Origin of the sequence: Paenibacillus woosongensis, assembly GCF_009725165.1 — a bacterium.
In the GTDB taxonomy this organism is placed as follows: Bacteria; Bacillota; Bacilli; order Paenibacillales; family Paenibacillaceae; genus Fontibacillus; species Fontibacillus woosongensis.
Genome location: NZ_WNZW01000001.1, coordinates 641,181 through 667,362, shown reverse-complemented (window position 1 = coordinate 667,362; position 26,182 = coordinate 641,181). Strand labels below are relative to the sequence as shown.

The 26,182-nt window shown below is 53.0% G+C and carries 23 protein-coding genes, 1 pseudogene and 1 riboswitch; of the genes and pseudogenes, 18 read left to right on the top strand and 6 right to left on the bottom strand.

Annotated elements, in window-relative coordinates; translation table 11 throughout:
• Positions 1–115: 115 nt before the first annotated feature.
• Positions 116–1,159 (bottom strand): LacI family DNA-binding transcriptional regulator, encoded by a 1,044-nt coding sequence (locus GNP95_RS03230; protein WP_196427053.1) that lies wholly within the window; start codon positions 1,157–1,159, stop codon positions 116–118.
• A 362-nt stretch (positions 1,160–1,521) separates the two neighbouring features.
• Between GNP95_RS03230 and GNP95_RS03225 the strand changes: the two genes are divergently transcribed.
• Positions 1,522–2,586 carry a sulfate/molybdate ABC transporter ATP-binding protein gene (locus GNP95_RS03225; RefSeq protein ID WP_155609433.1) on the top strand — a complete coding sequence of 355 codons (1,065 nt, stop codon included), beginning with the start codon at positions 1,522–1,524 and terminating at the stop codon, positions 2,584–2,586.
• A gap of 507 nt (positions 2,587–3,093) precedes the next feature.
• On the top strand, positions 3,094–3,828 hold the full coding sequence (locus tag GNP95_RS03220; RefSeq protein ID WP_155610010.1) for an MBL fold metallo-hydrolase: 735 nt from the start codon (positions 3,094–3,096) through the stop codon (positions 3,826–3,828).
• Positions 3,829–4,541: 713 nt separating this feature from the next.
• On the opposite strand, the gene GNP95_RS03215 is transcribed toward GNP95_RS03220, so the two are convergent.
• Genes GNP95_RS03215 through GNP95_RS03205 form a run of 3 tightly spaced genes read right to left on the bottom strand, consistent with a single transcriptional unit; the run spans position 4,542 to position 7,425 of the window.
• Complete coding sequence (locus GNP95_RS03215; RefSeq protein ID WP_155609432.1) at positions 4,542–5,345, bottom strand: Cof-type HAD-IIB family hydrolase; 804 nt, start codon at positions 5,343–5,345, stop codon at positions 4,542–4,544.
• Between the two features lie 55 nt (positions 5,346–5,400).
• Positions 5,401–6,399, bottom strand: a complete 999-nt coding sequence (locus GNP95_RS03210) for a DMT family transporter (RefSeq protein WP_230873702.1) — start codon at positions 6,397–6,399, stop codon at positions 5,401–5,403.
• A 21-nt stretch (positions 6,400–6,420) separates the two neighbouring features.
• Positions 6,421–7,425, bottom strand: a complete 1,005-nt coding sequence (locus tag GNP95_RS03205; RefSeq protein WP_155609431.1) for a lipoate--protein ligase — start codon at positions 7,423–7,425, stop codon at positions 6,421–6,423.
• A gap of 262 nt (positions 7,426–7,687) precedes the next feature.
• On the opposite strand from GNP95_RS03205, the gene GNP95_RS26535 reads away from it, so the two are divergent.
• The 13 genes and pseudogenes from GNP95_RS26535 (at position 7,688) to cobS (ending at position 19,999) form a co-directional block, all read left to right on the top strand.
• On the top strand, positions 7,688–8,107 hold the full coding sequence (locus GNP95_RS26535) for an aminotransferase class I/II-fold pyridoxal phosphate-dependent enzyme (RefSeq protein WP_330163247.1): 420 nt from the start codon (positions 7,688–7,690) through the stop codon (positions 8,105–8,107).
• On the top strand, positions 8,047–8,781 hold the full coding sequence (locus GNP95_RS26530; protein ID WP_330163246.1) for a pyridoxal phosphate-dependent aminotransferase: 735 nt from the start codon (positions 8,047–8,049) through the stop codon (positions 8,779–8,781). The genes GNP95_RS26535 and GNP95_RS26530 overlap by 61 nt, the downstream gene beginning before the upstream one ends.
• Positions 8,778–9,647 (top strand): adenosylcobinamide amidohydrolase, encoded by an 870-nt coding sequence (locus GNP95_RS03195; RefSeq protein WP_155609430.1) that lies wholly within the window; start codon positions 8,778–8,780, stop codon positions 9,645–9,647. The genes GNP95_RS26530 and GNP95_RS03195 overlap by 4 nt, the downstream gene beginning before the upstream one ends.
• Positions 9,644–10,606: an adenosylcobinamide-phosphate synthase CbiB gene (gene cbiB, locus GNP95_RS03190; RefSeq protein WP_155609429.1), complete on the top strand. Its 963-nt coding sequence runs from the start codon at positions 9,644–9,646 to the stop codon at positions 10,604–10,606. The genes GNP95_RS03195 and cbiB overlap by 4 nt, the downstream gene beginning before the upstream one ends.
• Before the next feature lie 54 nt (positions 10,607–10,660).
• Positions 10,661–11,272 carry a histidine phosphatase family protein gene (locus tag GNP95_RS03185; RefSeq protein ID WP_155609428.1) on the top strand — a complete coding sequence of 204 codons (612 nt, stop codon included), beginning with the start codon at positions 10,661–10,663 and terminating at the stop codon, positions 11,270–11,272.
• A 115-nt stretch (positions 11,273–11,387) separates the two neighbouring features.
• Positions 11,388–12,351, top strand: a pseudogene (locus GNP95_RS03180) (MsnO8 family LLM class oxidoreductase).
• Between the two features lie 81 nt (positions 12,352–12,432).
• Entirely contained in the window at positions 12,433–13,389 is a 957-nt protein-coding gene (locus GNP95_RS03175; protein WP_155609427.1) for a TRM11 family methyltransferase, read from the top strand.
• 73 nt (positions 13,390–13,462) lie between these two features.
• Positions 13,463–13,721, top strand: a riboswitch (cobalamin riboswitch).
• A gap of 201 nt (positions 13,722–13,922) precedes the next feature.
• The gene (locus tag GNP95_RS03170; protein WP_155609426.1) at positions 13,923–14,936 is read left to right on the top strand and encodes an ABC transporter substrate-binding protein; all 1,014 of its coding nucleotides are present in this window, start codon (positions 13,923–13,925) and stop codon (positions 14,934–14,936) included.
• Positions 14,933–15,979: a FecCD family ABC transporter permease gene (locus GNP95_RS03165; protein WP_155609425.1), complete on the top strand. Its 1,047-nt coding sequence runs from the start codon at positions 14,933–14,935 to the stop codon at positions 15,977–15,979. Before GNP95_RS03170 ends, GNP95_RS03165 begins: the two co-directional genes overlap by 4 nt.
• Positions 15,976–16,761, top strand: a complete 786-nt coding sequence (locus GNP95_RS03160) for an ABC transporter ATP-binding protein (RefSeq protein ID WP_155609424.1) — start codon at positions 15,976–15,978, stop codon at positions 16,759–16,761. Before GNP95_RS03165 ends, GNP95_RS03160 begins: the two co-directional genes overlap by 4 nt.
• A 612-nt stretch (positions 16,762–17,373) precedes the next feature.
• Complete coding sequence (cobT, locus tag GNP95_RS03155; RefSeq protein WP_155609423.1) at positions 17,374–18,453, top strand: nicotinate-nucleotide--dimethylbenzimidazole phosphoribosyltransferase; 1,080 nt, start codon at positions 17,374–17,376, stop codon at positions 18,451–18,453.
• Complete coding sequence (gene cobU / locus GNP95_RS03150; RefSeq protein ID WP_330163245.1) at positions 18,450–19,040, top strand: bifunctional adenosylcobinamide kinase/adenosylcobinamide-phosphate guanylyltransferase; 591 nt, start codon at positions 18,450–18,452, stop codon at positions 19,038–19,040. The genes cobT and cobU overlap by 4 nt, the downstream gene beginning before the upstream one ends.
• The gene (cobS, locus tag GNP95_RS03145; RefSeq protein ID WP_155609422.1) at positions 19,037–19,999 is read left to right on the top strand and encodes an adenosylcobinamide-GDP ribazoletransferase; all 963 of its coding nucleotides are present in this window, start codon (positions 19,037–19,039) and stop codon (positions 19,997–19,999) included. The genes cobU and cobS overlap by 4 nt, the downstream gene beginning before the upstream one ends.
• 69 nt (positions 20,000–20,068) lie before the next feature.
• Here the strand turns inward: cobS and GNP95_RS03140 are convergent, their stop codons facing one another.
• Positions 20,069–21,757, bottom strand: a complete 1,689-nt coding sequence (locus GNP95_RS03140; RefSeq protein ID WP_155609421.1) for a methyl-accepting chemotaxis protein — start codon at positions 21,755–21,757, stop codon at positions 20,069–20,071.
• A 221-nt stretch (positions 21,758–21,978) separates the two neighbouring features.
• On the opposite strand from GNP95_RS03140, the gene GNP95_RS03135 reads away from it, so the two are divergent.
• Positions 21,979–22,677, top strand: a complete 699-nt coding sequence (locus GNP95_RS03135) for a queuosine precursor transporter (RefSeq protein WP_155609420.1) — start codon at positions 21,979–21,981, stop codon at positions 22,675–22,677.
• A 147-nt stretch (positions 22,678–22,824) separates the two neighbouring features.
• On the opposite strand, the gene GNP95_RS03130 is transcribed toward GNP95_RS03135, so the two are convergent.
• Positions 22,825–23,910 (bottom strand): M24 family metallopeptidase, encoded by a 1,086-nt coding sequence (locus tag GNP95_RS03130; RefSeq protein ID WP_155609419.1) that lies wholly within the window; start codon positions 23,908–23,910, stop codon positions 22,825–22,827.
• Between the two features lie 369 nt (positions 23,911–24,279).
• Between GNP95_RS03130 and GNP95_RS03125 the strand changes: the two genes are divergently transcribed.
• Complete coding sequence (locus GNP95_RS03125) at positions 24,280–25,809, top strand: MDR family MFS transporter (RefSeq protein WP_155609418.1); 1,530 nt, start codon at positions 24,280–24,282, stop codon at positions 25,807–25,809.
• A gap of 61 nt (positions 25,810–25,870) precedes the next feature.
• A complete protein-coding gene (locus GNP95_RS03120; protein WP_155609417.1) occupies positions 25,871–26,113 on the top strand; it encodes a hypothetical protein in 243 nt (80 codons plus the stop codon).
• The last annotated feature ends 69 nt before the right edge of the window (positions 26,114–26,182 follow it).

The following is a 26,182-nucleotide window of genomic DNA, read 5'->3' as shown; positions in this document are numbered from 1 at the left end:
TTTACGAGCCCCTTTGATTTTAAAATGAGTTGAAATATGATTGGAATGTTTTAGAAATGATGTACGTTAATCATTTTGGCGTAAAAGCAATGCACGAACGTGAATGTCAAAAAAATCATAAAAAGAAATTGGCATTTTCGCGCAGGGCGACTTCAAGCTTGCTTAAGTTAAGAGATGGAATGAAATCGGTTGGACGAGTCAAATGATCGAACAACAGCTTGACGGCTGTATAGCCTTGATTATGCGGATCCTGGCAAATCGTTGCCGTAATGATGTCCTTCTGCAAATAATCATGTACTTCCGGGGTCATGTCATGACCGATGAGGGCTACGTCTAGGCCCCATTTTTCGATATATTGGGCCATGGCGGCAAGCTGGCCAGTAGCCAAATAAATGCCGTCCACCTCCGAAAGCTGGTCTTTCATTAAGTGTTCCATCGAGACCTCGATATTATTCCGGTCCAGCTTGAGAGGGCCGATCATTTGCACGTTGTCGTAATGGCCAATGACCTCGCGAAAGCCCAGGATCTTTTGCTGGAACTGAAACATGTTCTCTGTCTCTAGGATGAAGGCTGTTTTCCCTTTGCGGCCGATAAATTTGCACAGCAATTCCCCTGCTAATTTACCTGCGTCCCGATAATCGCAGCCAACGTAAAATAAGCGCTTACTAATTGGAGAGTCAGTGTTGAATGTGCAGGTGGCAATACCTCTGTTAACAGCTCTGTCAATCAGCTCCGCGATTTCGAAGGAACCGTCGGAGGAAATAGCGATACCATCGTATTTACCGCTGTCCACAACTTCGTTGATCTTCTCGATCTGCTCTTCAATATTGGTATTCATTGTACGGATGATATCCACTTGAAGGCCGAAATGAGACAGTTCATCGAGCGCGTTCTTTACGCCGATTTCGATTTGCTCCCAGAAATAAACGGGATATGTTTGGAATATGACGGCTATGGAAATCATTCTATTCCTGGATAAGTAGCTTGCTGACTTGTTTGGCGAATAGTTGAGCTCCTCGACAGCCTGCATGATTCTGTCATAGGTAGCCTTCTTGACATTCCCCCTCTGGTTTAATGCCCGATCGATCGTAGCGACTGATAAACCGAGTTTTTCCGCTAGCGTTTTCACTGTTACCTTGTTGTAAGACTCTTTTGACATGTTCATCACCTTTCACATCCCTGCTCTCGAAATAATCATAAAAGATAACCTGACGAAATGTCAACGTTTTCATCGAAAAAATGATCAACGTTAATCATTCCAATTATTGGTACACCCCTTAACCTCTTTGACGGTAGGAGATTGCCCATTTTCCCCATGACAAATGTTATGAAATTATTGAAACGTAATGGATTGACGGTAAAGGCAGGGTTTGGTAAAGTATTTTGTAAGATCACAGCTAGAGAATTCGTACGCACCAATCCATGGGTGCTTTTGTTTTAGACATAATGCCGAGTAAGTTCATAAGAATAATATATAAAGTGAGTCGAATAAAGGATTCATCGAAAGGGTGTGGCCTCCGAATGCATGTGGAAGTAAAAAACTTAGACAAACATTTTGGCAATTTTCATGCCGTCAAAGACGTCAGCTTTGGAATCGAGAAAGGACAGCTAATCGGTCTGCTCGGGCCGAGCGGTGGAGGGAAAACTTCCATTTTACGCATGTTGGCAGGCTTGGAACAACCTGATTCCGGGGAAATTTTGTTCCATGGGCAACAGGTTAACAATCTAGCTCCCCAAGAGCGCGGAATTGGCTTCGTCTTTCAGAGCTATGCCTTGTTCAAGCATATGACGGTCTTTGACAATATCGCATTCGGCCTGCAGGTAAAGAAGGTTCCTAAGGCTGCGATTAAGGAGCGGGTCATGGAACTCGTGGAGCTCACCGGCCTGAAAGGGTTTGAGCAGCGTTATCCGCATCAACTGTCCGGCGGGCAGCGTCAGCGGGTCGCCTTTGCCCGCGCTTTGGCTCCAGAGCCGCAGCTGCTGCTGCTGGATGAGCCTTTTGCCGCGATTGATGCCAAGATTCGACAGGAGCTTCGTTCCTGGCTCCGCGAGCTGATCGAGCGCGTTGGGATTACTTCCATTTTCGTCACGCATGACCAGGATGAGGCCATTGAGGTTGCGGATGAAATCATGATTATCAACCAGGGCCGCCTGGAACAGAAGGGAACGCCTTGGGATATTTATAAAGAGCCGATTACGCCGTTTGTTGCGTCATTTATCGGGCAATCCACGCTCGTAGAGAGAGCCTCCGACCTGAAGGGCTTTGAGGAAGCGGCGGAAGGCCCGGGTATCCGGGCATTTGTTCGCCCGGAATACATTGAGGTGGGAACAGAGCAGGAGTTCATTCTGAAGTCCGCAACCGCACCGGGAATCATAAAGCATTTGCACTTCCGGGGGAGCGAATGGCTCGTGGAGGTTGAGGTTGGCGGACATAAATTAACGACGTTCCGGTCGCTGGAGAAAGAGACGCTTCATGCCGGACAGGAGGTAAGAGTGCTGGTGCACCGGGCCTATCTGTTTAATGACGAGAAAAGCTGGATTGTGGAAAATCCGCTGAAAGGCGATCCACTGACCGTAATGATTTAAATGGTGTATGTATTTACTTCAACAACCGTCCTTGAATTGATGAGGACGGTTGTTTTTTTGATGGAGACGGGAAACTGTACTGAGAATGTGTAAGGTCTTTTGCCTGGTATGGCTGGGTGCTGGGTCCGCACTTGCTGTACATAGGAGGATGACCGAGGCTCTAAGGATATGGCCGCAAGACTGTGTTAAAATGATTACATATATGTTCAAACGGATTAAAACAGATTGCACAGAGCGGATATCAATAGGCTATCTATCCAAAACATTGCTGACAACGGGGTGATTAGAGAAGTGAGAAAAGGAGCAGACTGCGAGAAGGCCGGGACGGCGGGGCAACTGGATGAGCTAACGGATGACCAATTGAATGAACGACGAGATGTACGATTGAATGAACGATTGGATGGACGATTGGGAGAGCAACAGAATGAACAACGGAATGGACAACAGGCCGATAGTTCGACCGTGGCGGCAGGAGATCGATTAACGTTTTGGGGGACGGGAGACGCGATGGGCGTACCCAGGGTATATTGCGATTGCGAAACATGCGATGAAGCGAGACAGCAGGGCATCAATCGGCGGTACCGCTCGTCCGTGCTGCTGGAAGGCAGGGAGGGGACATTTCTTATCGATTGCGGCCCGGATTGGCGCAAGGCAATGGAGCGGAAGGGCCTGCGCTTTGTAGAGCATATTGTGGTGACGCATGCTCATTTCGATCATATCGGCGGGCTGCCGGAATGGGCAGATTCCTGCCGCTGGCTGAACCGGCGGGGACAGCTGTATGCGCCGCAGGAAGTGATAGACATGATTATGCGCCAATATCCTTGGCTGCCGGCACAACTGGATATGCATGCGGTTGATCAAGGCTTTGATTTGGCTGGATGGCATATCGAGGGCTGGAAAGTATTCCACGGCAAAAACGGCTACTCCTACGCCTATCGCCTGTCCAAGCGGGGTTACATCTGGGTCTATTGCTCCGATGCGATCGCGCTATCCGTGGAACAGAAGGAGCCGCTTCGCGGATTGGATCTGCTCATTTTAGGAACGAGCTTTTATGAGGAAAAGGCAGAGTTCTCGACCCGCTCTGTATATGACATTAAAGAGGCCTTGGTGCTGCTTCAGGAAGTTCAGCCGAAGCGTGCAATATTTACCCATATGTCCCACGATATCGACCTGCGACGCGACTACGCGCTGCCCGAGGGCGTGGAGCTGGCTTATGTGGGCCAGACGGTTGAATTAGGGTAGCATACAGCCAAAATGGATCTGGAACTCGCACGGTTGTAAGTAAGAGAACGCAACCATCATAAGACGCCAGGCACCGCGTACTGGGAGCTGCGAGGATGGGTTGATCTTGTGCAAAAGCACAGGAAATTTCTGTATAGAGACGTAAATACGGCGTATTGATGCATTGAGACGAAGCCTTATGGCCCCTTAATTGAACTGAAGTTTCTCTCCAAATAATGAAGCTACTGATGATGTATTCTGTACCTAGATGGTCAAGACTGAATTAGGTAACTAGATGTATTTCATGCAGTTAGTTCAGCAGTTTTAGCCGTGTTAGAGGGAACTAACTGCAAAACCTACATTTAGTTTTAAGCTATTTCGGCGAATTCGCTCTATTCAGGCGAACTAACTGCATGTTCTACATTTAGCGCATGTATTTATTATAAAAAGGTTTTACTAGATATATAAAATACATTCCGCTTAAATAATCGGTGATTGACAGGAGAAATGTAGTATTAATTTAGTGTTGCAGTGTTTTCTTCAAACGTAAGTGAAAATGCAACGGAATTCTGCAGTTTTGCAGTATTATTGCTTCCACAGTGTTTCATCCCTAGCTTAATTCAGATTCGATAATTCAGATTTAAAAATCAGATTCAAAAAAATAAGAACCTCGCATACCTATCCATGCGAGGTTCTGTGCTGTGCCGCTTATCTATGAATGTATCCCGCAAGTTTTATGCTTCACGGTTGAAAATAAACTTGTCGATCGCATGCTTGACCCCATCCTCGTTATTGCTCAGAGTGACATAATCGGCGATTTCCTTCAGCGCCGGGATGGCGTTGCCCATAGCGACGCCGAGTCCAGCGGCCTCCAGCATTTCATGGTCATTCCAGGAATCCCCGATCGCGATCGTCTCATTCAGTCCGCAGCCGAAATGGTTGGCGATAAATTTCAGCGCATGGCCTTTTGTCCCTTCTTTGTGCATGAACTCCAGGAAGTTCGGCTTGGACTTGGTAATATGCACGGAAGGACCAAGCAGTTCCCGGAGTACAGGGGCAATTTCATCCAAGTAATCCGGCTCATCGATAATGAGCATTTTTGGCGTAGGCTGCGCCACGAGCTTGGCAAAATCCGGTTCGATAAAATACTCCGTGTTGTTGAGGGACGTATAGTCGATCAGCTTCTGATTTTCCTCTCTCGCATAGAGCTTGTCATCGATATACGTTTGCAGATGCAAACTGTGCTCTACGCAATAGTCAAAAAGCTTGCTGGCCGCGTCCAAAGGGAGATAGCGCTCATAGAGCACCTTCTCGTCGAGCAGATTTTTGACATAGGCGCCTTGATACGTAATGATCGGCACGTTGAGGCCAGTCTGGCGGGCGATGGCTTGGGCTGAGGAATAGGCTCTGCCGGTCGCGAGCGTAACGACGACGCCAGCGGCGACCGCTTCTTCCAATGCCTTTTGCGTGGCCGGGGTAACCTCTTTGTCATCGTTAATCAAAGTATCATCAATATCAATTGCAATAAGCTTATACATCGTCTGGATATCTCCTCTTCTAGTCATGAATTGAAGCAATAATCAGCAACAAACGCTAAGTAGCACTCTTGGTAGGCAACGGGGAGGGAATGCTCTCCTTCATGCCGTCCTCCTTATTGTCTTTAGACTTCGCAATGCAGGAGCTTCCGCCCCTCTGGCCCGGGCTCTGTCCTGCTTTTAATTCGGCCAGGATCATCCCGGTAAAAATAAAGCCGCAGCCCAGCAGCGCAGACCAGCCAAGCTGCTCGCCGGCGAACAGCACGCCCGTAATCGCGGCAAAAACCGGCTCCATCGCGAAGATGACAGCAACCCGCGCCGGGCTCGTGTAATTTTGACAGACGGTCTGAATCCAAAAAGCAAAGGCGCTGGTCGGGCCGATCGAAACAAGCAGCGCCAGCAGTACTTCAGGCCGCAGCAGCAGTTCCGTTGTTTGCGCTAATGTTCCGACATGCTCGCTCATGAGGGAAGCGGCCAGACTGAACAGCCCGGTCACGCCAAGCTGGATCGTTGCCAGCGGCAGCGCCGGATAACGCGGGGCATAGAGCCCGGTAAAGCCGATATGCAGCGCAAAGGCAAGGGCGCAGAACAAAATCAGGGCGTCTCCGCGATTCAGTGAGAAGCTGCCGTTCGTGAACGTTAGCAGGTACAGTCCGGCGGCAGCCAGTATGGCGCTGATCCAGGTGAACACGGACAGTTTATGCCGGAAAAGAACTACCGACAGGAATGGTACAAGCACCACCGATAAGCCGGTAATGAACCCGGCATTCGAGGTTGTCGTATAGAGCAGACCGACCGTCTGAAAACCGTAGCCCGCGCACAAAAACAGCCCCAGCAGCACGCCATGGCCCAGCAAGCGCAGATTGAACCGGCGCCAATCGTTCCGATAGAACAGCGTCGTAATGATCGCCAGCAGCAGGGAGGCTCCGATGAACCGAATCGCATTGAAGGCGAGCGGCGGGAGCGCCTGCACCGCATTTTGCACGATCAGAAAAGTGCAGCCCCACATCATGGCGACGGAGAGCAGACTCAAGTCGGCGATGCGGGAACGCGGCATGTTTATTTTTATCACGATCGGCTACTCTTTCAGAAAAACGAGGCCGACAAAATCGTCAAATTCAAGGTTGCCGAAATAGTGCTTGATGTCGATGCCCGCTAGCGCCTGGCGAACGGCATCTTCCTCGTGACGCACCCCGCGCAGCTTGTCCTCGATATCGGCGACATCGCCTACCCCGAAGAAATCGCCGTAAATTTTAATCTCCTGGATATGTCCGTCTTTAATGTCCATGCGCAGATCGATGATGCCGATGGGGAATTTTTTGGAATGCTTTACATTGGACTCCGGGGACAAGCCGAAATTCCAATCCCAATTTTTATAACGTTCCTTGGAAATTTCGTGAATCTTGCTCCAATCGTCCTCGGTTAGGCGATATTGCGGCACTTTGTCTGCATCCATGCCAAAAATATGCCGCAGCAGCTCGGCGCGAAATTCCTCGATCGTCATTTTTTGCCCCAAGAAGTCAATGATGTTGGCTACCCGGCTGCGCACGGATTTGGTGCTCTTGGATTTGAATTTCTCCGGGTTCGCATGCAGTGAAGCAGCGACATCGCTCAGGTTCAGGTTGAACATCAGCGTCCCGTGGCTGAACATGCGGCCGCGTGTGGAGAATTGGGCGTTGCCGGAAATTTTTTGCTCACCGACCTGCAGATCATTGCGCCCCGTCATCTCTGCATTAACGCCGAGAGATTGCAGCGCTTCAACGACCGGTTGGGTGAACTTGCGGAAGTTGTGGAAGGATTGTCCGTCATCTTTCGTAATGAAACTGAAATTCAAATTGCCCAGATCGTGGTACACCGCACCGCCGCCGGACAAACGGCGCACGACCTGGATATTGTTCTCTTTGACGTAGTCGAGATTGATCTCCTCGATCGTATTCTGATGCTTGCCGATGATGATCGACGGCGCATTGATGTAGAACAGCAAATAGCTGTCATCTTCGAGCGGAAGATGCTTCAGCGCGTACTCCTCGATGGCCAGATTGACCGAGGCGTCGGTGATTCCCTGGTTGTCAATAAACAGCATGACTCTTCCTCCATCCAAATCTATATTTGTAACCTGCAAATTTGAATTATCCTAACGTACATTGTAAACCAATTCAGGCTGAAACCAAAGGAAAAAAGCGGGTACGGGCATTTTCCATTTATTCCGCAGCATGGGGTGTCGTCATTGACGGCGCATAGGGATTCGCCTCATAATGAGGGCATCGAACTTCGGGCGAGAAGCAGTTAAGAGGAAAGAAATGCATAAATACATAAACGGTTTTGGGGAAAAGAGGAATGGCGATATGTTGGAAGTGTACGGACATGGAGGAGATGTAGAGTCGGCAGCACTGCGATACGGCTTTGAGCCGGAGCAATTCACCGACTTTAGCGCAAATATTAACCCGCTCGGGCCGCCGCCAGGCATGCTGGAGGCGCTGCAGGCCGCGCTGCCCGAAATTATCCGGTACCCCGATCCGGGCCATCGGGCGCTGCTCGCTTTATTGGCCGAACGCCACGGGGTTCGGCAGGAGGCGGTTTGCGTAGGCAACGGCGCTGCGGAAATTATGGCCCTCATCTTATTGGCGCTGGCGCCAGGCAAAGTCGGCGTCGTACAGCCTGCTTCTCGGAATACGAAACGCTGTCCCGGCAGTTCGGGGCGGAGGTGCAGGCTGTTTACGGCACCGCAGAGCGGGACTATCGCGCCGAGCCCGGGCAAATCGTGAAACTGATCGCGGCCAGCGACCTCGTGTTCCTTGGCCAGCCGAACAACCCGAACGGGGTGCAATATGATGTGGAGCAATTACAGCAGTTTGCCGAGGCGGGAGAGCGGCATGGGACATATATCGTGCTGGACGAGGCGTTCATCGACTTCATACCTCCAGAGCGGCGCCAGTCGCTGCTCCCTGAGCTGGAACGGTATCCGCACATTATCATCGTTCGGTCGATGACGAAGTTCTATGCGATTCCGGGGCTGCGGCTCGGCTACGGCATCGCCCACCCCCATATGGCAGCGGCAATGAGAGGCAAACAGGTGACGTGGAGTGTTAATATTTTGGCGCTGCGGGCAGGAGAGATCAGCTTGCAGGCAGGGCCGGAATACGAGGCGGCGACAATCAATGCTATTGCAGCGGAGCGAAAGCGCCTTAAAGCTGAGCTTGAGCGCTTAGACTGCGAGGTGACGCCGGGAGAAGCCAACTATTTACTTCTGGGGCTTCCGAGGCCGTGGACGGCTGAAGCGATGCAGGAGGTGCTGGGCCGGCGCGGCGTACTCGTGCGAAGCTGCGCGATGTATCCGGGGCTTGACGCCAGCCATATCCGCGTCGCCGTGAAGGATCGGGCGGCCAATGCCGTGCTGATCCGGGAGATGGAGCAAGTGTTAGGAGGAGGAGAGGGATGACAACCCCTTTTTTGCATGTGCAGGCGGAACAAGCGGTGAAAGCTGGTGGAGCCGGAGAGGCTAGCGAGACCATTGAAATGAATAAAGCTAGTCTTACTGGCTTAGCCGCTCAGGCGAAACCCGCCAAAGTGAATGAAACCCGCCAAATGGGCGAATTGGATCAAGTTGACCAAACGGTCTACCGCTCGAAAATATGGCCGGGACTGAAGCTGTATCGGAAGGAACGGCATATTTTGCTGGAAACGCCAGAGCCAATGGAAAGCTTGGGCAGCGCGGTATACGGTGGCGGAATGCATACGCTCCAGAGGTTCGTGAATATATACGTGGATCGGTTCTATCACTGTGAAGATCCGGTGCGGGATATCCGGAGTTTGCTAGGCGAATGGGGATATCCCGAGCAGGGAACGGCCGGGCTGCTTACGGCGGTGCAGCTGAAGCATGCGGCGGTCGCCGAGGAGCAGGGCGCCGACTTCGGCGTACTGTGCTGCGCGACGGCGGGCGTGTCCAATGCGGCCCGGGCCGGCGTGCGGCGGACGACGTTTCCCGCTTCGTGGACGCCGGGGACGATCAACATTATGCTCGTCGTCGACGGCAGAATGACCCACGCGGCCATGGTGAACGCCGTCATCACGGCGACAGAGGCCAAAGCGGCCGCGCTGAGCGATTTCGGCGTGCGCGACGCCGAGAACGGCCTGGCCGCAACCGGCACAACGACGGATGCGGTCATGCTGGGCGTCAGCCAGCGGGCCGAGTGGCCGCTGCTGCACGCCTACGCGGGAACCGCGACCGATCTGGGCGGCACGATTGGCCGCCTGGTGTACGACGCGGTTCGCGAATCTTTGGCCGCGGCCGGAGGGCCGAAATGACGGCCGCGTGGTGGGTGCTGCCGGTCGCGTATGCGCTTGACCGGCTGCTTGGCGATCCGCGCTGGCTTCCCCATCCCGTTGTCGGGATGGGGAAGGCGATCGCCGCGATCGAGGCGGCCATTCGCCGCCTGGTGAAGCCCCGCGCCTACCGGGCCGCGGGGCTGCTGCTGCCGCTGCTTGTGGCGGGCGGCAGCTTTGCCGTGACCTGGGCCGTGCTGCGCTTGCTGGCCCAGGTCAACCCGTGGCTCGCCGCGCTGGCGGAGGCCGCGCTGATTGCCACGACCATCGCGGCCAAGGGGCTGCGCGATGCCGGCATGGAGGTGTGCGGCCATTTGCGCCGCGGGGATATGCCAGCTGCGCGGCGCGCGCTCGGCATGATCGTCGGGCGCGACACCGCACACCTCCCCGAGCCGGAAGTGGCGCGCGGCGCGGTAGAGACGGTCGCCGAGAATATCGTCGACGCCGTCGTTTCGCCGCTCTTCTTCGCGCTGCTGGGCGGCGCGCCGCTGGCGATGGCTTACCGCGCCGTCAACACCCTCGATTCGATGGTCGGCTACAAGAACGAGAAATACATCGATCTCGGCTGGGCGTCAGCCCGGCTTGACGACATTGTGAATTATATTCCCGCGCGCCTTACGGCTCTGCTGCTGATTGCCGCGGCCTGGCTGTTGCGTTTCAATGCCAAAGGCGCTGCCACCATGGTGCGGCGCGATGCTTCGTCCCATCCAAGCCCGAACAGCGGGTACCCGGAATCAGCCGTTGCCGGAGCGCTCGGCGTTCGCCTGGGCGGTGAAAACTCTTATCATGGCGTGGTGTCCTTTCGCGCATATATGGGAGACAAGTCCCGCGAACTGGAGGCGGAGGACATTCCAAAAACGGGCCGAATGCTGTTTGTAGTTTCAGATATGTTCGTGCTGCTGGGAACAGTAGCGGGGCTGGCGTTAACGGGCGGATTTTAGTTCCCGATCAATAGGTAAAGGCTGTTACTGGGATGTTACTGGGAGGCGGGATGATTGAAGAGGCAAAACAGTTACGCAACTGAGCTCTGGCTGGTCCGCCATGGCCGTACTAGCTGGAATAGGGAGCGGCGTTATCAGGGGCATTCGAATGTTGCTCTATTGGATGATGAAGCGTCTGGATTGGAGGGTCTGGAGAAGGACCTTGAGAGCGTTTCTTTCTCTTCGGTATATTGCAGCGATCTGCTGCGCTGCCGCCAGACCCTGGAGAGAGTCAGGCCAGATCTTGCCGGGAAGGCTGTATACGACTCGCGCTTGCGGGAGATGAACTTTGGACAGTGGGAAGGGCAGACGTATGAAATGCTCAAGGATAGCCTGGTTTACCGCGCCTGGATTGATGATCCGGTATCGGTAACTCCACCCGGCGGGGAAACGTGGGGCGATTTCCACCGGCGGGTAAAAAGTATCTATGAGGAGTGGTTAAACCTGGCGCAACGTAATCCATGCCCAGGTCATAACATGGAGCAGCGGATTCTTGCTGTCACTCATGGGGGCGTCATCTCGCTCGCAGCCTCATTGCAGCGTCCTGGAACGGGATTTTGGGATACGGCTGTCGAAGCTGGAGGCGTAATTCGGCTTAGAATCGGAGAAAGAGCTGCGGCGGATTAGCGGAGCAGGAGTAGTATGATTAAGCCGCCCCAACACCGCAAGGCGAGGTCTTCTGCGGGACAAAATAAATCAAAGTTAGCTATTATGCATCCATACGGACGAAGGAAGTGATGGCATGCCAGAAACAAGAACGGGAGCATCCGTGCAACTGGCGGTTAGTGTGCTGGATCTGGTTCCCCGGTTGCCCGGGTATTCGGATGAAGAAGCGTTAAGACAAGCTGTGTCTTTGGCGCAGCATGCCGAAAAGTGGGGCTACGCCCGGTATTGGACAGCTGAGCATCACGATATGCCCGGGCTGGCCTGTACTTCGCCTGAGGTGCTGCTGGCCCATGTTGGAGCTAAGACAGAGCGGATTCGCCTCGGCTCGGGGGCCGTTCTGCTGCCCCACTACAGTCCGCTGAAAGTAGCGGAGTGGTTCCGGCTGCTGTCTGCATTATATCCGGGCAGGATAGATCTGGGGCTAGGACGGGCTCCGGGCGGGGAAGCGCACGCTGTCATGGCTCTTAGCGGCAATTTTTTAGCGCGGGTTGCTGAGCTGCCGAAGACGATCGCTTCGCTGCTGGAGCTGCTACAGGACGCTTACGAGTATGAGGGGCATGCCGTAATCGCACGGCCCCAGCCGCAAATCGGACCAGCGGTCTGGATGCTCGGAACGAACAAGAAAAGCGCGGAATATGCGGCCAAATTTGGAACGGGTTTTGTTTTTTGGACAGTTTATGAGCGAGCGTGACGGCGTAGACATATTGACCGCCTATCGGGCGAATTTTACACCCTCTGCGCTGCAAAGCGCGCCAAAAACGCTACTGGCCGTTAGCGTAATTTGCGCAAGGGCGGAGAGTGAGGCCGCGCGTTGGGTACAGGTGCTTGATGAGACGTCGAGACAAACGGGGAGGGGTTCGTTCCGAAGCATAAGCGGCACGCCGTATAGCGTGTTTGAGCAGCTTAAAGATTTGCAGCGCGAATACGCCAATGACGAATTTCTGATCGTTTGCCCTATTCCTGACTATGCGGCAAGGCTGGAATGCTACAGACTGCTGGCCGAGGCACTGCGGGGGCTGGCGGCGTTTGACGGTGCGTAACAATGGCCCGTATATTGCTGTAAGGAAACTTGATCCGTGCAAACGGGCAGAAGTCAGTTCATGGTTGGAGGCAAGATTTACATGTATAAAGAAAACAGCGGCGGCTCCATATACACTTACGCCTGCCATGAGAATGAGCGGCGGCTATGCGAAATGGAGCTCGCGGCTTTGTTTGGACATTCGCCGAATACGGAAGGTTACGTCGCAACGGACAAACGGATAGATCCGAGCCGCAGTCCATTTATTTCATACCGGATAGATATTCTGCTTACTGGAGGCGACCTGGACAGTGTGGCCATGCAAGCGGCTGAGCTTGATCTTAAGGGCAAAACATTTAAAGTCGTATGCATAAAGCTGGGCGGCATGCTTGCATTTACTTATGAGGAGCAGCGCGAGCTCGAGAGGCAGATCGGCGGTCGGATTCGAGGTAAAGCGGATATGCGAACTCCCGAGGTGACGTTCGGCCTAATGTTCGTTGAGGGGGCCTGGCTGCTTGGAGTATGCCATGCCGCAGAGTCCGTTTGGCTGCGCCATAAGAGCAAGCCGCGCAATTATTCCACAGGACTGAGCACGGCTGTCGCCAGGGCTTTGGTGAACATCGCGGTGCCCGAGCCGCACGCCGTCAAGGCCATCGACCCTTGCTGCGGGATGGGGAATGTGCTGATCGAGGCGTTATCGATGGGGATCGATATCGTAGGCCGGGATATTAACCCGTTGGCGGTCCGGGGAGCGAGAATCAATTTGCGCCATTTCGGATACGGCGATGATCGGGTCAGCCTGGGTGATCTGAATGAAGTAGGCGAGCTCTACGATGCGGCTATCGTGGACATGCCGTACAATTTATGCTCTGTGCTGTCACCCGGGGAGCGAGGAGAAATGCTGCGCAGCATAAGACGGTTTAGCCAGAGGACAGTCATCGTTTCCACGGAGCAGCTGGAGACGGAAATAGTTGACGCCGGTTTTCGCATTCACGATTACGGAACGGTCAGCAAAAGTTCTTTTGTCAGACATATTTGGGTTTGCGGAGCTAATTGGTAAGGGATGAATGATTGTCATCTGTGCGGTTTTCCCCTATAATCCAATACAGACGAAGATGTATGAATGCCTATTGCCATATGGAAAAACCGTAGGTCCCAAGGCGGCGCTTGTCCGCAAGCTTCCGCCACGGGTTAATAGGGAAGCCGGTGCAATTCCGGCACGGTCCCGCCACTGTAAACAGGGATGAAGCTCATTGTATGCCACTGTCATTCGTTAAACCCGCACTCTGCCTTGCTTTGAAGGTACTTGCAGGAAAGGGACACGCGAAGATGGGAAGGCGAGCCGAATCGGCAACCTGGAGTCAGGAGACCTGCCTATGGGGAATCAAGAGACGGTCCTTCGAGGAAAGGATACGTTCTGCTAAAAGTGCTATGCTGCGGACAACTTGGGTGGCTTGTACCGTACATGGACTTGCTTGTAGACGTAGCCCGATCCTGAACGGATGGGGCTTTTTCCTGTCTTTTTCCTGTATTTCCAGTGAGAACGGGCTTTTCATGTACAAACTATACGCCTTGTAAGGAGAGAGAGATTTCATGAACAAATTTAGAAAGTTCTGGGGGATTTGGCTTTTAGCAATCATGCTCGTCGTGATGGCTGGCTGCGGCAAGGATGCTGCAGGCACGAACACAGGAAATGCTCCAGCTCAGCAGGAACAGAACGTTCAAACCGGACAGGGGGAGCAGGGGGATTCTGCGTCTGATGCGCAGCGCACAGTCTACCCGTTGACCGTGACGGACATTACTGGCGCGGAATTCACTTTCGAAGCTGCGCCGCAAAGAATCGTTTCGCTGGCTCCATCAGAGACGGAAGGATTATTTGCGCTCGGGCTGGATGAGCAAATCGTAGGTGTGTCCGATGTCGATGATTATCCTGAAGCCGTGAAGGACAAGCCGCGTATGGGCGGGTTCCAGGTCAACGTTGAGGCGGTCATCGCTGCCAAGCCGGAACTGGTGCTGGCCGGCAATCTGATCGACCCGGCAACCGTAAAAAGCCTTACCGATCTCGGAATCAAGGTTTATCAATCGAATCCGACCAATCTGGACGAAACGCTGGCCAATATTAGAGCTGTAGGGGAAATTACCGACCGGCAGAAAGAAGCCGAGGAAGTTGTCGCCCAAATGGAGAAAGAACGCGATATGGTTTTGGATGCCGTTAAGTCCTTGACTCCGGATCAGAAAAAGAAAGTCTACATCGAGTTTTCGCCAGGCTGGACCGTTGGGAAAGGCGTGTTCATGGACGAGCTGATTACGCTGGCTGGGGGAGAAAACGTAGCTTCCGATCTGGAAGGCTGGAATGAAATCAATGAAGAGAACATTATTAAGGCGAACCCGGACGTTATTCTGTTTGCGAAAAATGTCGTCGACGAGAACAATAAGACGATTGGAGATATGATTAAAGCGCGTGGTGGCTGGGATCAAATTACGGCCGTAAAAGAAGACCGTGTCATCGGCCTGGATGATAACCTGCTCAGCCGTCCTGGACCGCGCGTGACCCAGGGATTGATTGAAATGGCACGGGCCATTTATCCGGAATTGATCCAGCAATGATGAATAAATTGGCGGGATACGGAACGGCGGGTTTGGCACTTCTGGCTGTTACGCTGCTGGTCTGCATCGGCGTTGGTTCCGTTTTTCTGCCGACCGGCCAGATTATCGGCATTTTGCTTCACCGCCTGCCATGGATCGGCAGTATGATTACGCCGGACTGGGACGTCTCGGCAGAGCAGATCGTCATGCAGGTACGGCTTCCGCGCGTACTGCTCGGCATGCTGGTCGGCGCTTCGTTAGCGGTGGCGGGGGCCGCATTTCAGGGCGTGCTGCGCAATCCGCTGGCAGACCCGTTTACCTTGGGCGTTTCCTCGGGCGCGGCGGTCGGTGCGGCTACGCTGATTTTCTTTGGTTGGCAGTTCTCTTTAATCGGCGTGTTTACGCTGCCGGTCATTGCGTTTATAACAGGGGCAAGCACACTGCTTGTCGTAATGTGGCTGGCCAGGGAAAACGGGAAAATTCCGATCGAAAGCCTTATTTTGTCGGGCGTGGTCATGCAGTCTTTTCTCGGTGCGATCGTTTCTTTTTTGACGGCCATGTCGAAAAAAACGGTGAACGAAATACTATACTGGACGATGGGAAGTCTCAGCTTGCGCGGATGGTCGTATACGATCATCCTTTTCCCGTATTTGGTCATTGGGCTGCTGTTTCTGTGGAGCCAGGCCCGCAGCTTAAATCTGCTCGCGCTTGGTGAGCGTCAGGCATCCCATTCCGGATTGAATGTTGATCGCACGAAGGTCTTGGTTTTGCTTGTGGCGACGTTAATGAGTGCGGCGGCTGTATCCGTGTCTGGGGTCATCGGTTTCGTCGGCTTGGTTATTCCCCATATGATACGGCTGATAACGGGACCGGATTATCGGTTGATTATTCCACTCTCCGCGCTTGGCGGAGGGATATTCATGATGTGGAGCGATTTGGCCGCCCGGACGGTATTGGCCCCAACAGAGATCCCTTTGGGCGTGGTCACGGCCTTCGTCGGCGCTCCGTTCTTTGCTTATCTGCTGTACCGCAATAAGAAGCGGAGAATGGAGGAATTGCAATGATCGAAGTACAAGGGGTAGAGAAATCCTACGGACGCCAAACGGTGCTGAAAGGGATTGACTGGCAGGTGCAGCGGGGCGATTTTTGGGGAATTATCGGGCCGAACGGCAGCGGCAAGACGACGCTGCTGAACGTGCTGTCAGGCGTAGAGAATCCTGAGGCGGGGGAGGTAACGCTGGACGGCAGGCCTCTCACAGCATATGGGCGCAAGGCGCTGTCAAGGAGACTCGCCGTGCTTCAGCAGGACGGCTTGCCGCCGATGGCTTTTCCGGTGCGCCAGGTTCTGGAAATGGGAAGATTCCCTTTTCAAAATTGGCGTGGGAAGGAAGAAGGAAACGGTGCCGAGGTTTTGCTCAATGAAATTGTAAGCCGTCTGGATTTGCAAGGGCTGGAGAACAAGCCGCTGCATGTGCTTAGCGGCGGGCAAAGACAGCGGGTGGCCCTCGGCAAAGTGATGGCGCAGCAGCCGGAGCTTGTGCTGCTGGATGAGCCGACGACCTACCTCGACATCCGCTACCAGATGCAGTTCATGGAACTGGTCTCGAGCTGGCAGCGGGCCGAACATTTAACGGTCGTTGCCGTGATGCATGATTTGAATTTGGCAGCCTTGTATTGCGACAAGCTGCTTGCTTTGCGGGATGGCAAAATCGTTGCCATGGGAACGCCAAACGAAATTATTACCCCGGAAATAGTGAAGTCGCTGTTTGAAATGGATGCTTATTCGGTCATGCATCCGGATCGCGGCGTGCCCCAACTGCTGCTGCGTAGTGAAAAGGGGACGTGAGTCGGGAGAAATCTAGGCATGAGGCATTAGGCATGATGTACGAGGTATGAGGTATGAGGTATGAAGTGTGAGTGTGTGTACCTGAAACTGTACCAGTATCCGTCCCTTTACTGCAACCGTACCAGTTCCAGTGCTGTCTCCTAAGTCTGTTAGGTCGCTGAAAACTACTCAAATAGGTCAAATAGAGCCTCTTGTGTCCGCAAGCGAGCCAGCAAGCAGCGAGCAGCGAGTTTGCAGCAACTTAGGCTCGTTGGTGCCCTGGTTAGTAGTGTTGCAACTCCACATGCCGCGTAACGGACACAGGTTCCGCTATTTCCCGAAAACTTCGGTTTACGGGTAGCTAACGGACCGTGGTTCCGCTATTATGCACCAATCATGGCTTTTTGCACAGATCTGGTGCCAATAAGGTCTTCTAAGTCCGTTAGGTCGCTGAAAACAACGCAAACAGGTCAAATAGCGCCTTCAGTGTCCGTTAGCGAACTTGCAACCAACGAACTTGCCAACCAACGCGCCAGCAACCAGCGAGTTTGTAGCGCCTTCTGTGTCCCTAAGCAAAAGTAACCGTACATTTGTCGACATATTGTAGATTAATTTAGAGAAGAGGGCTGATGAATGAGCTATTCCATTTCGGACGTCATTGGATTAATTGCGCCGCTGCAAAAGAAAGCGGCAGAGTCAGCGGTAGAGCACCTGGATCGATTGACCAAGCCGCCGGGCAGTCTTGGCAAGCTGGAGGAGCTGGCGGTTCAGCTTGCCGGTATAACCGGGCAGGTTAAACCAAGCTTCCCGCAGCGCGCGATCATTGTGATGGCTGCGGATCACGGGGTATGCGAGGAAGGGATTAGCGCTTTTCCGGCTGAGGTTACCCCGCAAATGGTGTTGAATTTTCTGGCTGGCGGAGCAGCGATTAATGTATTTGCCCGTCAGGCTTCAGCGGAAGTGTTGTGTATCGATATCGGCGTGAATGCAGAGCTGAGTCATCCTGACCTGTTGGAGCGGAAGGTGAGGATGGGAACGGGCAATATGGCCCTTGGACCGGCGATGAGCCGTGCGGAAGCAGAAGCGGCTATTTTGGCCGGGGTTGCTGTCGTGAAGGAAGCTGTGAATAAAGGCACAACATTGTTCGTCACCGGTGAAATGGGCATTGGCAACACAACGGCTAGCGCCGCTATCATGAGTGTGCTTACGGGCATTGCTCCAGCCGAATGCGTCGGCCGCGGCACCGGAATTGACGAACGCAAGCTAGAGCATAAAGCATCCGTAGTAGAACGGGCCATTGCGGTAAATCAGCCGGACGCCAATGATCCGCTCGATGTGCTTTCCAAGGTGGGCGGACTGGAGATTGCCGGATTGACCGGGGTCATACTTGGCGCAGCCGCCCATCGATGCCCGGTCGTTATCGATGGATTTATTTCGAGCGTTGCAGCTTTAGTCGCTCAAAGACTATGCGCGGAGACGGCGGGTTATATGGTGGCTTCCCACCACTCGCAGGAGCCGGGGCATATTCAGGTGCTGCGCGAGCTCGGACTTTCCCCGATGCTGGAGCTGAATATGCGGCTCGGTGAAGGAACGGGCGGTGCGCTTGCTTTGCATCTGATTGACGGAGCTTGCCGGATCATGAAGGAAATGGCTACTTTCGAAAGCGCGGGAATCTCTGCGGGTGAACCGGCTGCCGAGGAGGATGCGAAGTGATCGTTATGGTGACTGGCGGCGCCCGGAGCGGGAAAAGCAGCTTTGCCGAACGCTGGTGTATGAAGCACGCATCCAAGTCATACTATGTCGCCACGGCACAGGCTTTCGACGAAGAGATGGAGCAGAGAATTGCTCTGCATCGCGAGGATCGGGCATCGGCAGGTTATACGTGGAGGACGATTGAGGAGCCGCTTCAGCTAAGTAATTTACTCTTTGAACTGGGAAGCGGTCAGCGTGAAGATGCGAACGCAGAAACTGAAGACGAAACCTCTCCTGCCGTACTGATCGATTGCCTAACGCTATGGCTGTCCAATATGCTGCTGGCTGTTGGCGAACAGGTTGATGCCGAATCCGGGATGATGCAGGAAATCGATCGTCTTCTTGAGGCAATCGCAGGTTACAGGGGCATGCTTGTAATTGTAACTAACGAGGTGGGGAGCGGGATTGTTCCCGCGTATCCGCTGGGCAGGCAGTACCGCGATTTGGCGGGGATTTTGAACCGGCGTGTAGCCGCTATAGCTGATCAGGTATTTCTTGTTACAGCGGGAATTCCAATCGAGCTGAAAAGCAGGGAATATAAGCTATGAGCAGAAGCAACGATAGCGAAAGAAACGTTGTGGACGATCCCCGCATGCTCAGCGCAAACAACAATAACAGCGTATCCAGCACCGATAGCGTTAACAACCCCATCATCACTAACAGCACCAACAGTCCGGGCTTACCCGATGCCAGTTCTATTAAGGATACCGGCAAGGATTGGCCGCTGGCGGCGGCGTTTCAATTTTTGTCGCGGTTTCCTGTTCCGGTTGAGGTGAATTTTACGCCGGGGGTGCTGCGGCGCAGCGCCAAATACTATCCGCTAGTCGGCTTCGCTATAGGTGCTGCGCTCGGTCTGGCTGCTGTAGGTATTGCTTGGGTGCTCCCGCCGATGCCGGCTGCGGTGCTCATCCTCGCATTATGGATCTGGCTGACCGGGGGGCTGCATCTCGACGGCTGGATGGATGCAGCGGATGCGCTGCTCAGCTACCGGAGCAGGGAGAGAATGCTGGAAATTATGAAGGACAGCCGGGTCGGCGCCATGGGAGTCATCGCTTGCGTGCTGCTGCTTCTGCTGAAAATGTCTCTCCTCTACACGCTAATCGGCTACGGCTATGCCCAGGTGGGTGCAGCGCTTCTGACAGCAGCAATATGGAGCCGCTGGTTCATGACCTATGCTATGCAAGCATGGCCGACGGCCCGGCAGGGTGAAGGTCTTGCGGGCAATTTTCGCGGGCTGAAGACGGGCAGTATTGCTGTTTCCACGGCTGCCGCCCTGCTGCTATCCGCCGCAGGATTAACAGCAATAACCTCACTGGAACAGGGTAATGATCCAGGCTCTCTTATGCTGTTATACTGTGTCGCGCCTTGCATCTCTTGGCTCGCAGGCACGCTGGCTGCGAGCAGGATCAGCAAGCGGCTAGGCGGATTAACTGGAGATGTGTACGGCGCTCTGAACGAAGGCATTGAGGCAGCGGTACTGCTAGCAGCGGTGATTTGTCTGGGGTAAAAACAACAAAGCCGTGGTACCTTGAGTATCACGGCTTTGCTGAGGCAGTAAATAATTTCTATCCATTTATCAGATGATAAATTTGCTAACGGATTCCCGCAGGGAGAGTGCGCCTTCATGCAGGTTGCGCACGGTGTTGGCATGATCCTTAATTTCCTCCGCCTGTGTTGTAGAGTTGCCGGCAATTTCCTCGATCATCTCGAGCGATTTAGCTGTGATGTTGGCAGCGTCTTCTACAGAGACGGTGACCTCTTCCGCGCTGGCCGAAACCTGCTGGGTCGAAGAGGAGATCGATTGAATGGTCAAGTTTATCGATTGAATCCATTCTGTCAGATGGGAAAAGGCTTCTTCCGCGTTTTTGACGCGGGACGTCCCGGACTGGATTTCCTCGCTGACACGCTGCATGGCACGAACCGAGTTGCCGGACTCCTCCTGGATGGCGAGGAGATAATCGCCAATTTCATCGGTAGCGATGCGAGATTGCTCGGCAAGCTTGCGTATTTCTTCGGCTACGACCGCGAAGCCCTTGCCTTGTTCGCCGGCGCGGGCCGACTCGATGGCGGCATTGAGCGCCAGGATGTTGATCTGTTTGCTGATTTCTTTTACCGTTCCAACGATTTGGGCAATCGCTTCGGAGCGCTCGTTCATCAGGGAAATAAGGTTCATCGATTCGGCCGCGGCTACTTCAACGAGGAGCATGCCGTCGACTGCGCCGTGCGCCAGTTCATTGCCTGTGATTGCCTTCTGCGAGGCTTCGCCGATTTTTTCGGTGATGTCGGCCGAGGAGGACGCGATATATTGAATGCCTTTGGAGATTTCCTCCATGGCCCGCGCATTCTCAGCTGCAGTCGAGGCGAGCGTCGTGCTCCCTGCTTCTACTTGCTGTGCCGCTTTATCGGAGCTGTAAATCAATTGCTCGAAGGTTTGCGCCGAGCTCAGCAAGCGATCCGAAGTGTTAACGACAGCCTGGGACGTATGGTGTACGCTCGAAATCATTCCTTTCAACTGTTCTGTCATCGTACGGAAGCTTAGCGCGAGCTGGGCCAGCTCGTCGTGGCCCTGAACCTGAATCGATTGGCGCAAATCACCGCGGGCCATGGCCTCGGTCACCTGAGTCAGGCTCTTTAACGGCCGTGTAATCCGTTTACTGATCCAAAAGGCTGCGGCAGATCCGACAATGATAATGAGGGCGGTAATGCCGAAGCAGATCCAGAAGATCTCCGATTGCTTCTCCTTGACGAAGGTTGCATCCATACCAACAGCTAGCATTAGCTCGCTGCCCGGAACTTGGATATAAGCCGTCTTATGGTAGCCGAACTTGTCCGAATACAGGTCGCTAATGGCCAGTTTGCCTGCGGACGCCTGCTTCATCGCATTTTGAACGGCGATCGCTTCGGAGGCTTGTACGGCAGAGCCAGTGCTCGCCGCAATGACGGTAGCCTGCTCATCATGCAGATGAATGAGATAAACCGTATCTAGTTGAAAATCCTCTGCGCTCTTTGTTAAGTAAGCCTCCACGCCGAACCGGTTATTTTCTCCGCCCTTAAGCAGCTGGAGGGACATGGTAGTATCGAGTCTGCGGTATATATCCTGCGTACTCGTATGTAGAACTTTATCGAACTGGGGCAAGACGTTATTATTGATAATGCCCATGGATACGTAATAAAAGCTAATACTGAATAAAAGCGAAGACAATACAATGACGACGGCAAAGGTTGTCATGAATTTACGGCTGATAGAATGCTTAATTCCGAGCATGACAAGAAGTCCTCCTAATCTATTTAAACCGTGTTGGTTGGTCGCTATTGCTATTGGTCTCCTTCCATTCACCCAAGCGAAATATTAACCATTGGTTTATTAGACATATAATATAGCAAGTTCTCCCATTTGAAAATAGGGATTTTAATGATTTCTATCTTCTTTCATAAAATTTTCACTGATTTTTCAATTAAGCGACATAAACATAGGGAGGAAGTCATATGTTCAATTTCGGATGGGGCGTTCTGTTCATGCTCGTGAACTTTACGTTCTTCTTGATTTGCTATCGATGGTTCGGTAAAAAAGGCCTTTATGCGTGGATCGGAGTAGCTACGGTCATCGCCAATATTCAAGTGGTAAAAACGATCGAAATGTTCGGGATCGTGATGACCCTCGGCAATACGATGTATGTCAGCCTCTATCTGACGAGCGATTTGCTCAATGAAAAATACGGCCGTGGCGAAGCCAAAAAAGCGGTGTGGTTCGGTTTCTTTACTTTGATTATGACGACCGTCCTGATGCAGATGGCTCTGGTCTTTACCCCTCAACCCGGGGACTTTGCTCAAGAATCGCTACAGAGCATATTCGGCTGGATGCCGCGGCTTGCGCTCGCAAGCCTGACGGCCTACTTCATCAGTCAATTTCTGGATGTCCGTCTGTTTGCATGGATCAGGAAGTTCTATCCGAGCCGGGGCCAGCTGTGGATTCGCAACAATTTCAGCACGATGGTCAGCTCGTTTGTCGATACGCTGATTTTCTGCACCATCGCTTTTGCCGGGCAATACAGCCTGCCTATTTGGACGGAAATTTTGCTCACCACTTATGTCATCAAATTTATTCTTACGGCTGCAGGTACTCCATTCCTGTATATCGCTCGAAACTATCATCCCGATGAGGTTGAAACGGCGCATACCAGGTAGCCGGAATTCATGCGGCGTATCCGGGGAACAATGGCAGGGCGGCACTGCCGAGGCGGTTATTCATGAAAAAATATTGGCAAATGCAAAGGCAGCCTCCGTCTTGACGACGAAGGCTGCTTCAGGTTGGTTATGGCCTCATAAAGTGGTTTACAAATAGGTAAGCTCCTTTGGAAGCGTCGTTAACACATCGACTCCCGAAGCCGTTACCACGACATCGTCCTCGATCCGGACGCCGCCCAGCCCTGGGACGTAAATTCCCGGCTCGACGGTAAATACGTTGCCTTCTTCCAGCAGCAGCTCGTTCTCGCCGTGGACGGAAGGGAACTCGTGAACGTCGATGCCGAGGCCGTGACCGAGCCGGTGAATGAAATAGGGCCCGTATCCGGCGTCCGCAATGACGTCGCGGGCAGCTTTGTCGATCGAGGCATAGGACACTCCGGGCTTAATGGCCTGGATCGCGGCTTCATTGGCAGCGCGGACCGTATTATAGATGCGCTGCAGCGGTTCGTCCAAATGGCCGACAGCATAGGTTCGGGTAATATCTGAAGCGTAACCGCCAGCGTACAGGCCGATATCGAACATTAGCAAATCGCCGCTCGCGATGGCCTGACTGCCTGGCACTCCGTGGGGGAGGGCGGTTTTTTTGCCGGTAAGCACCATGGAATCGAATGCCGGTCCTTCGGCGCCTACTTTACGGATGAGGTACTCGATTTCGGCGACGAGCTCGTTTTCAGTAACGCCTATTGCAGCACGGGGCAAAGTGTCCTGCAATACTTGCTCGATCAGGTTGGCCGCATGCCGGATTTTCTCGATTTCCTCTGGCGATTTACGGTTGCGAAGCTGACGCAGCCAAGGCCCGACATCCAGATATCTAGCGAAGGATAGGGAGTCCTGAAGCTGCTCGAAGCGGGCTACGGACATATGGTCCTTTTCAAAGCCGATCGTACCGACTGAGGATTTCAGATTTTTTTTCAACACTTCATAAGGGTTGTCCGTATCACTGTGCGTGACGACTTCGGCGATGTCGGCTGACACGCGGGCGTTCTCTTCATCCAGCTCGGGAACGAGCAGGAAGGGCTGTTTGCCCATGGAGAATACGGCGCCCAGAAACCGTTCGTGAGGATTGCTGAGAAAGCCTGTCAGATAATAGACGTGCTTGGGATCTGTAATGATTAGAGTTTGTATGCCCACCTCCCGCATTTTTTGTTCCAGTATGGTCCATTTGGAGTTCATATGGCGAACCTCCCTCTCTTTAAAACTATTTATTTATTATAGGGTAAAAGATTCGATGCAGATAGTTTAGCAGCTCTTCTCGGGGCAAGTATTTCAAGAAAAAAGACGTCCTCATTCAGGACATCCTCATGTGAAGTTATCTAATCAAGCTTGAAATAGATGAGGTTGTGATCACGGTAATATTGTATCATATTATTACAATATTTGTAAGTGAATGCTCGTACTTTGTCGTATTATAATTATTTGTCGAGCCTAGGCAGGAGAGAGCGAATCAGGAGGAGCAGCTTTACATTCCGCCTGTTTTCAATAAAATAAACAACAGAAGCAAGTATTTCCAATTTGAATCAGTTAAAGGAGCATACCTATTTGATGACCAAACAGAAGGACAACACATCTCTCATTTTGATCGGCTTGATGTTGGCGATCCTGATGTCGGCGATGGACAACACGATCGTTACTACGGCTATGGGGACGATTGTGTCGCAGCTTGGCGGCATGGAGCAGTTCGTTTGGGTCACTTCGGCCTATATGGTTGCCGTAATGGCCGGGACTCCGATTTTTGGCAAGCTGTCCGATATGTATGGACGCAAGCGTTTTTTTATCTTCGGGATCATTACATTTCTGGGCGGCTCGGTGCTGTGCGGCATCGCTGGAAGCATTGCGCAGCTGAGCATCTTCCGGGCCATTCAGGGGATTGGCGGCGGAGCGCTGATGCCGATTGCTTTTACGATTATATATGACATTTTTCCTCTGGAGAAGCGGGGAAAGATGACCGGCCTTCTCGGCGCGGTATTTGGAACCTCCAGCATCTTCGGCCCCTTGCTTGGCGCTTATATTACAGACACGCTGGGCTGGCACTGGGTGTTCTTCATCAATGTGCCGATCGGCCTGGTCTGTCTCGTGCTGATTATTTTGTTCTACCGCGAATCGCTATCCCGTTCCAAGCAGCGCATCGATTGGGGCGGCGCAGCTACACTTGTCGGGGCTGTCGTGTGCCTGATGTTCGCGCTTGAGTTGGGCGGTGAAACTTACCCTTGGGACTCCACGGCCATACTAAGTCTATTCGCCGGATTTGCTGTTTTATTTATCGCTTTTCTGTTCATCGAAACGCGGGCGGAGGAGCCGATTATTTCATTTAGCATGTTCAAGAACAGGCTTTACGCGACGAGCAGCGGACTGGCCCTGCTCTACGGCAGCGTGTTCATCGTGGCGACCGTATTCATTCCTATCTACGTTCAAGGTGTATTCGGCGGTTCGGCGACGAACTCGGGTCTCATTCTGATGCCGATGATGATCGGCTCGGTCATAGGCAGCATGCTGGGCGGGATGTTATCCACACGGCTGTCCTACCGGACGATCATGACTATTTCCGTCATTTGCTTCGTGAGCGGAATATTCGCCTTAAGCACGATGTCCATCGATACGACCCGTACTTTGCTTACGTTGTACAGCATCCTGACTGGATTCGGGGTGGGTTACTCCTTTTCCGTGCTGAGTATGGCGGCCGTGCATCATTTTGATATGCGCCAGCGCGGAGCGGCCACGTCCACGAACTCGTTCCTGCGGTCGCTAGGCATGACACTGGGAATCACGATTTTTGGAATCGTGCAGAGAAATCTGGTTGCAGGTGAAATGAAGCAGGCTTTCGAGGGCATGGGAATGGGGCAGTCCGGGCAGTCGTTCGGCGATATAAGGGAAGTGCTGTCCCCGGAGAAGAGGGGAGAAATTCCCCCGCCGGTGCTGGAGACAATAACGGAAGCACTCTCCTCTTCCATCGCGCATACGTTTATGTGGGCCCTGATTCCCGCTGGATTAGCGGTTCTTGTTGTGTTGTTCATGCCGAATGACCGTATATCTCCGAAGGGCAAAAGGGAGGAGCAGCCGCAGCATTCCTCGTAGGTACGTTTATTTTGCAGCTTTTTGAGGTATAAAAAGATTACAACGCGTACGAGGTGATGACATGGTGGACAAGTCCAAACGTGGTTCTAAGCCCGGTGAACAGGCAGGAGGATGGGATCATCCCGAGCAGTACCCGACGAGCAAGCCAAGCTTGTTTGATATGCATGAAAGCGAGATGCATGTCGACCCGATTCCCGTGGAGGATTTGAGGCTGGAAGTGCGGGAGGAAAGGGAAAAGGCAGTGACCAAGCACCGGTCTTCAAGCGAAGGCAAATATCATACCGGCTTTGAGGACAATGAATAGCCGTCATGCGGCAAAAAGAAAAGGATGGATCAGCGGCCCTGATCCATCCTTTATTGTTGTTAGACAAAA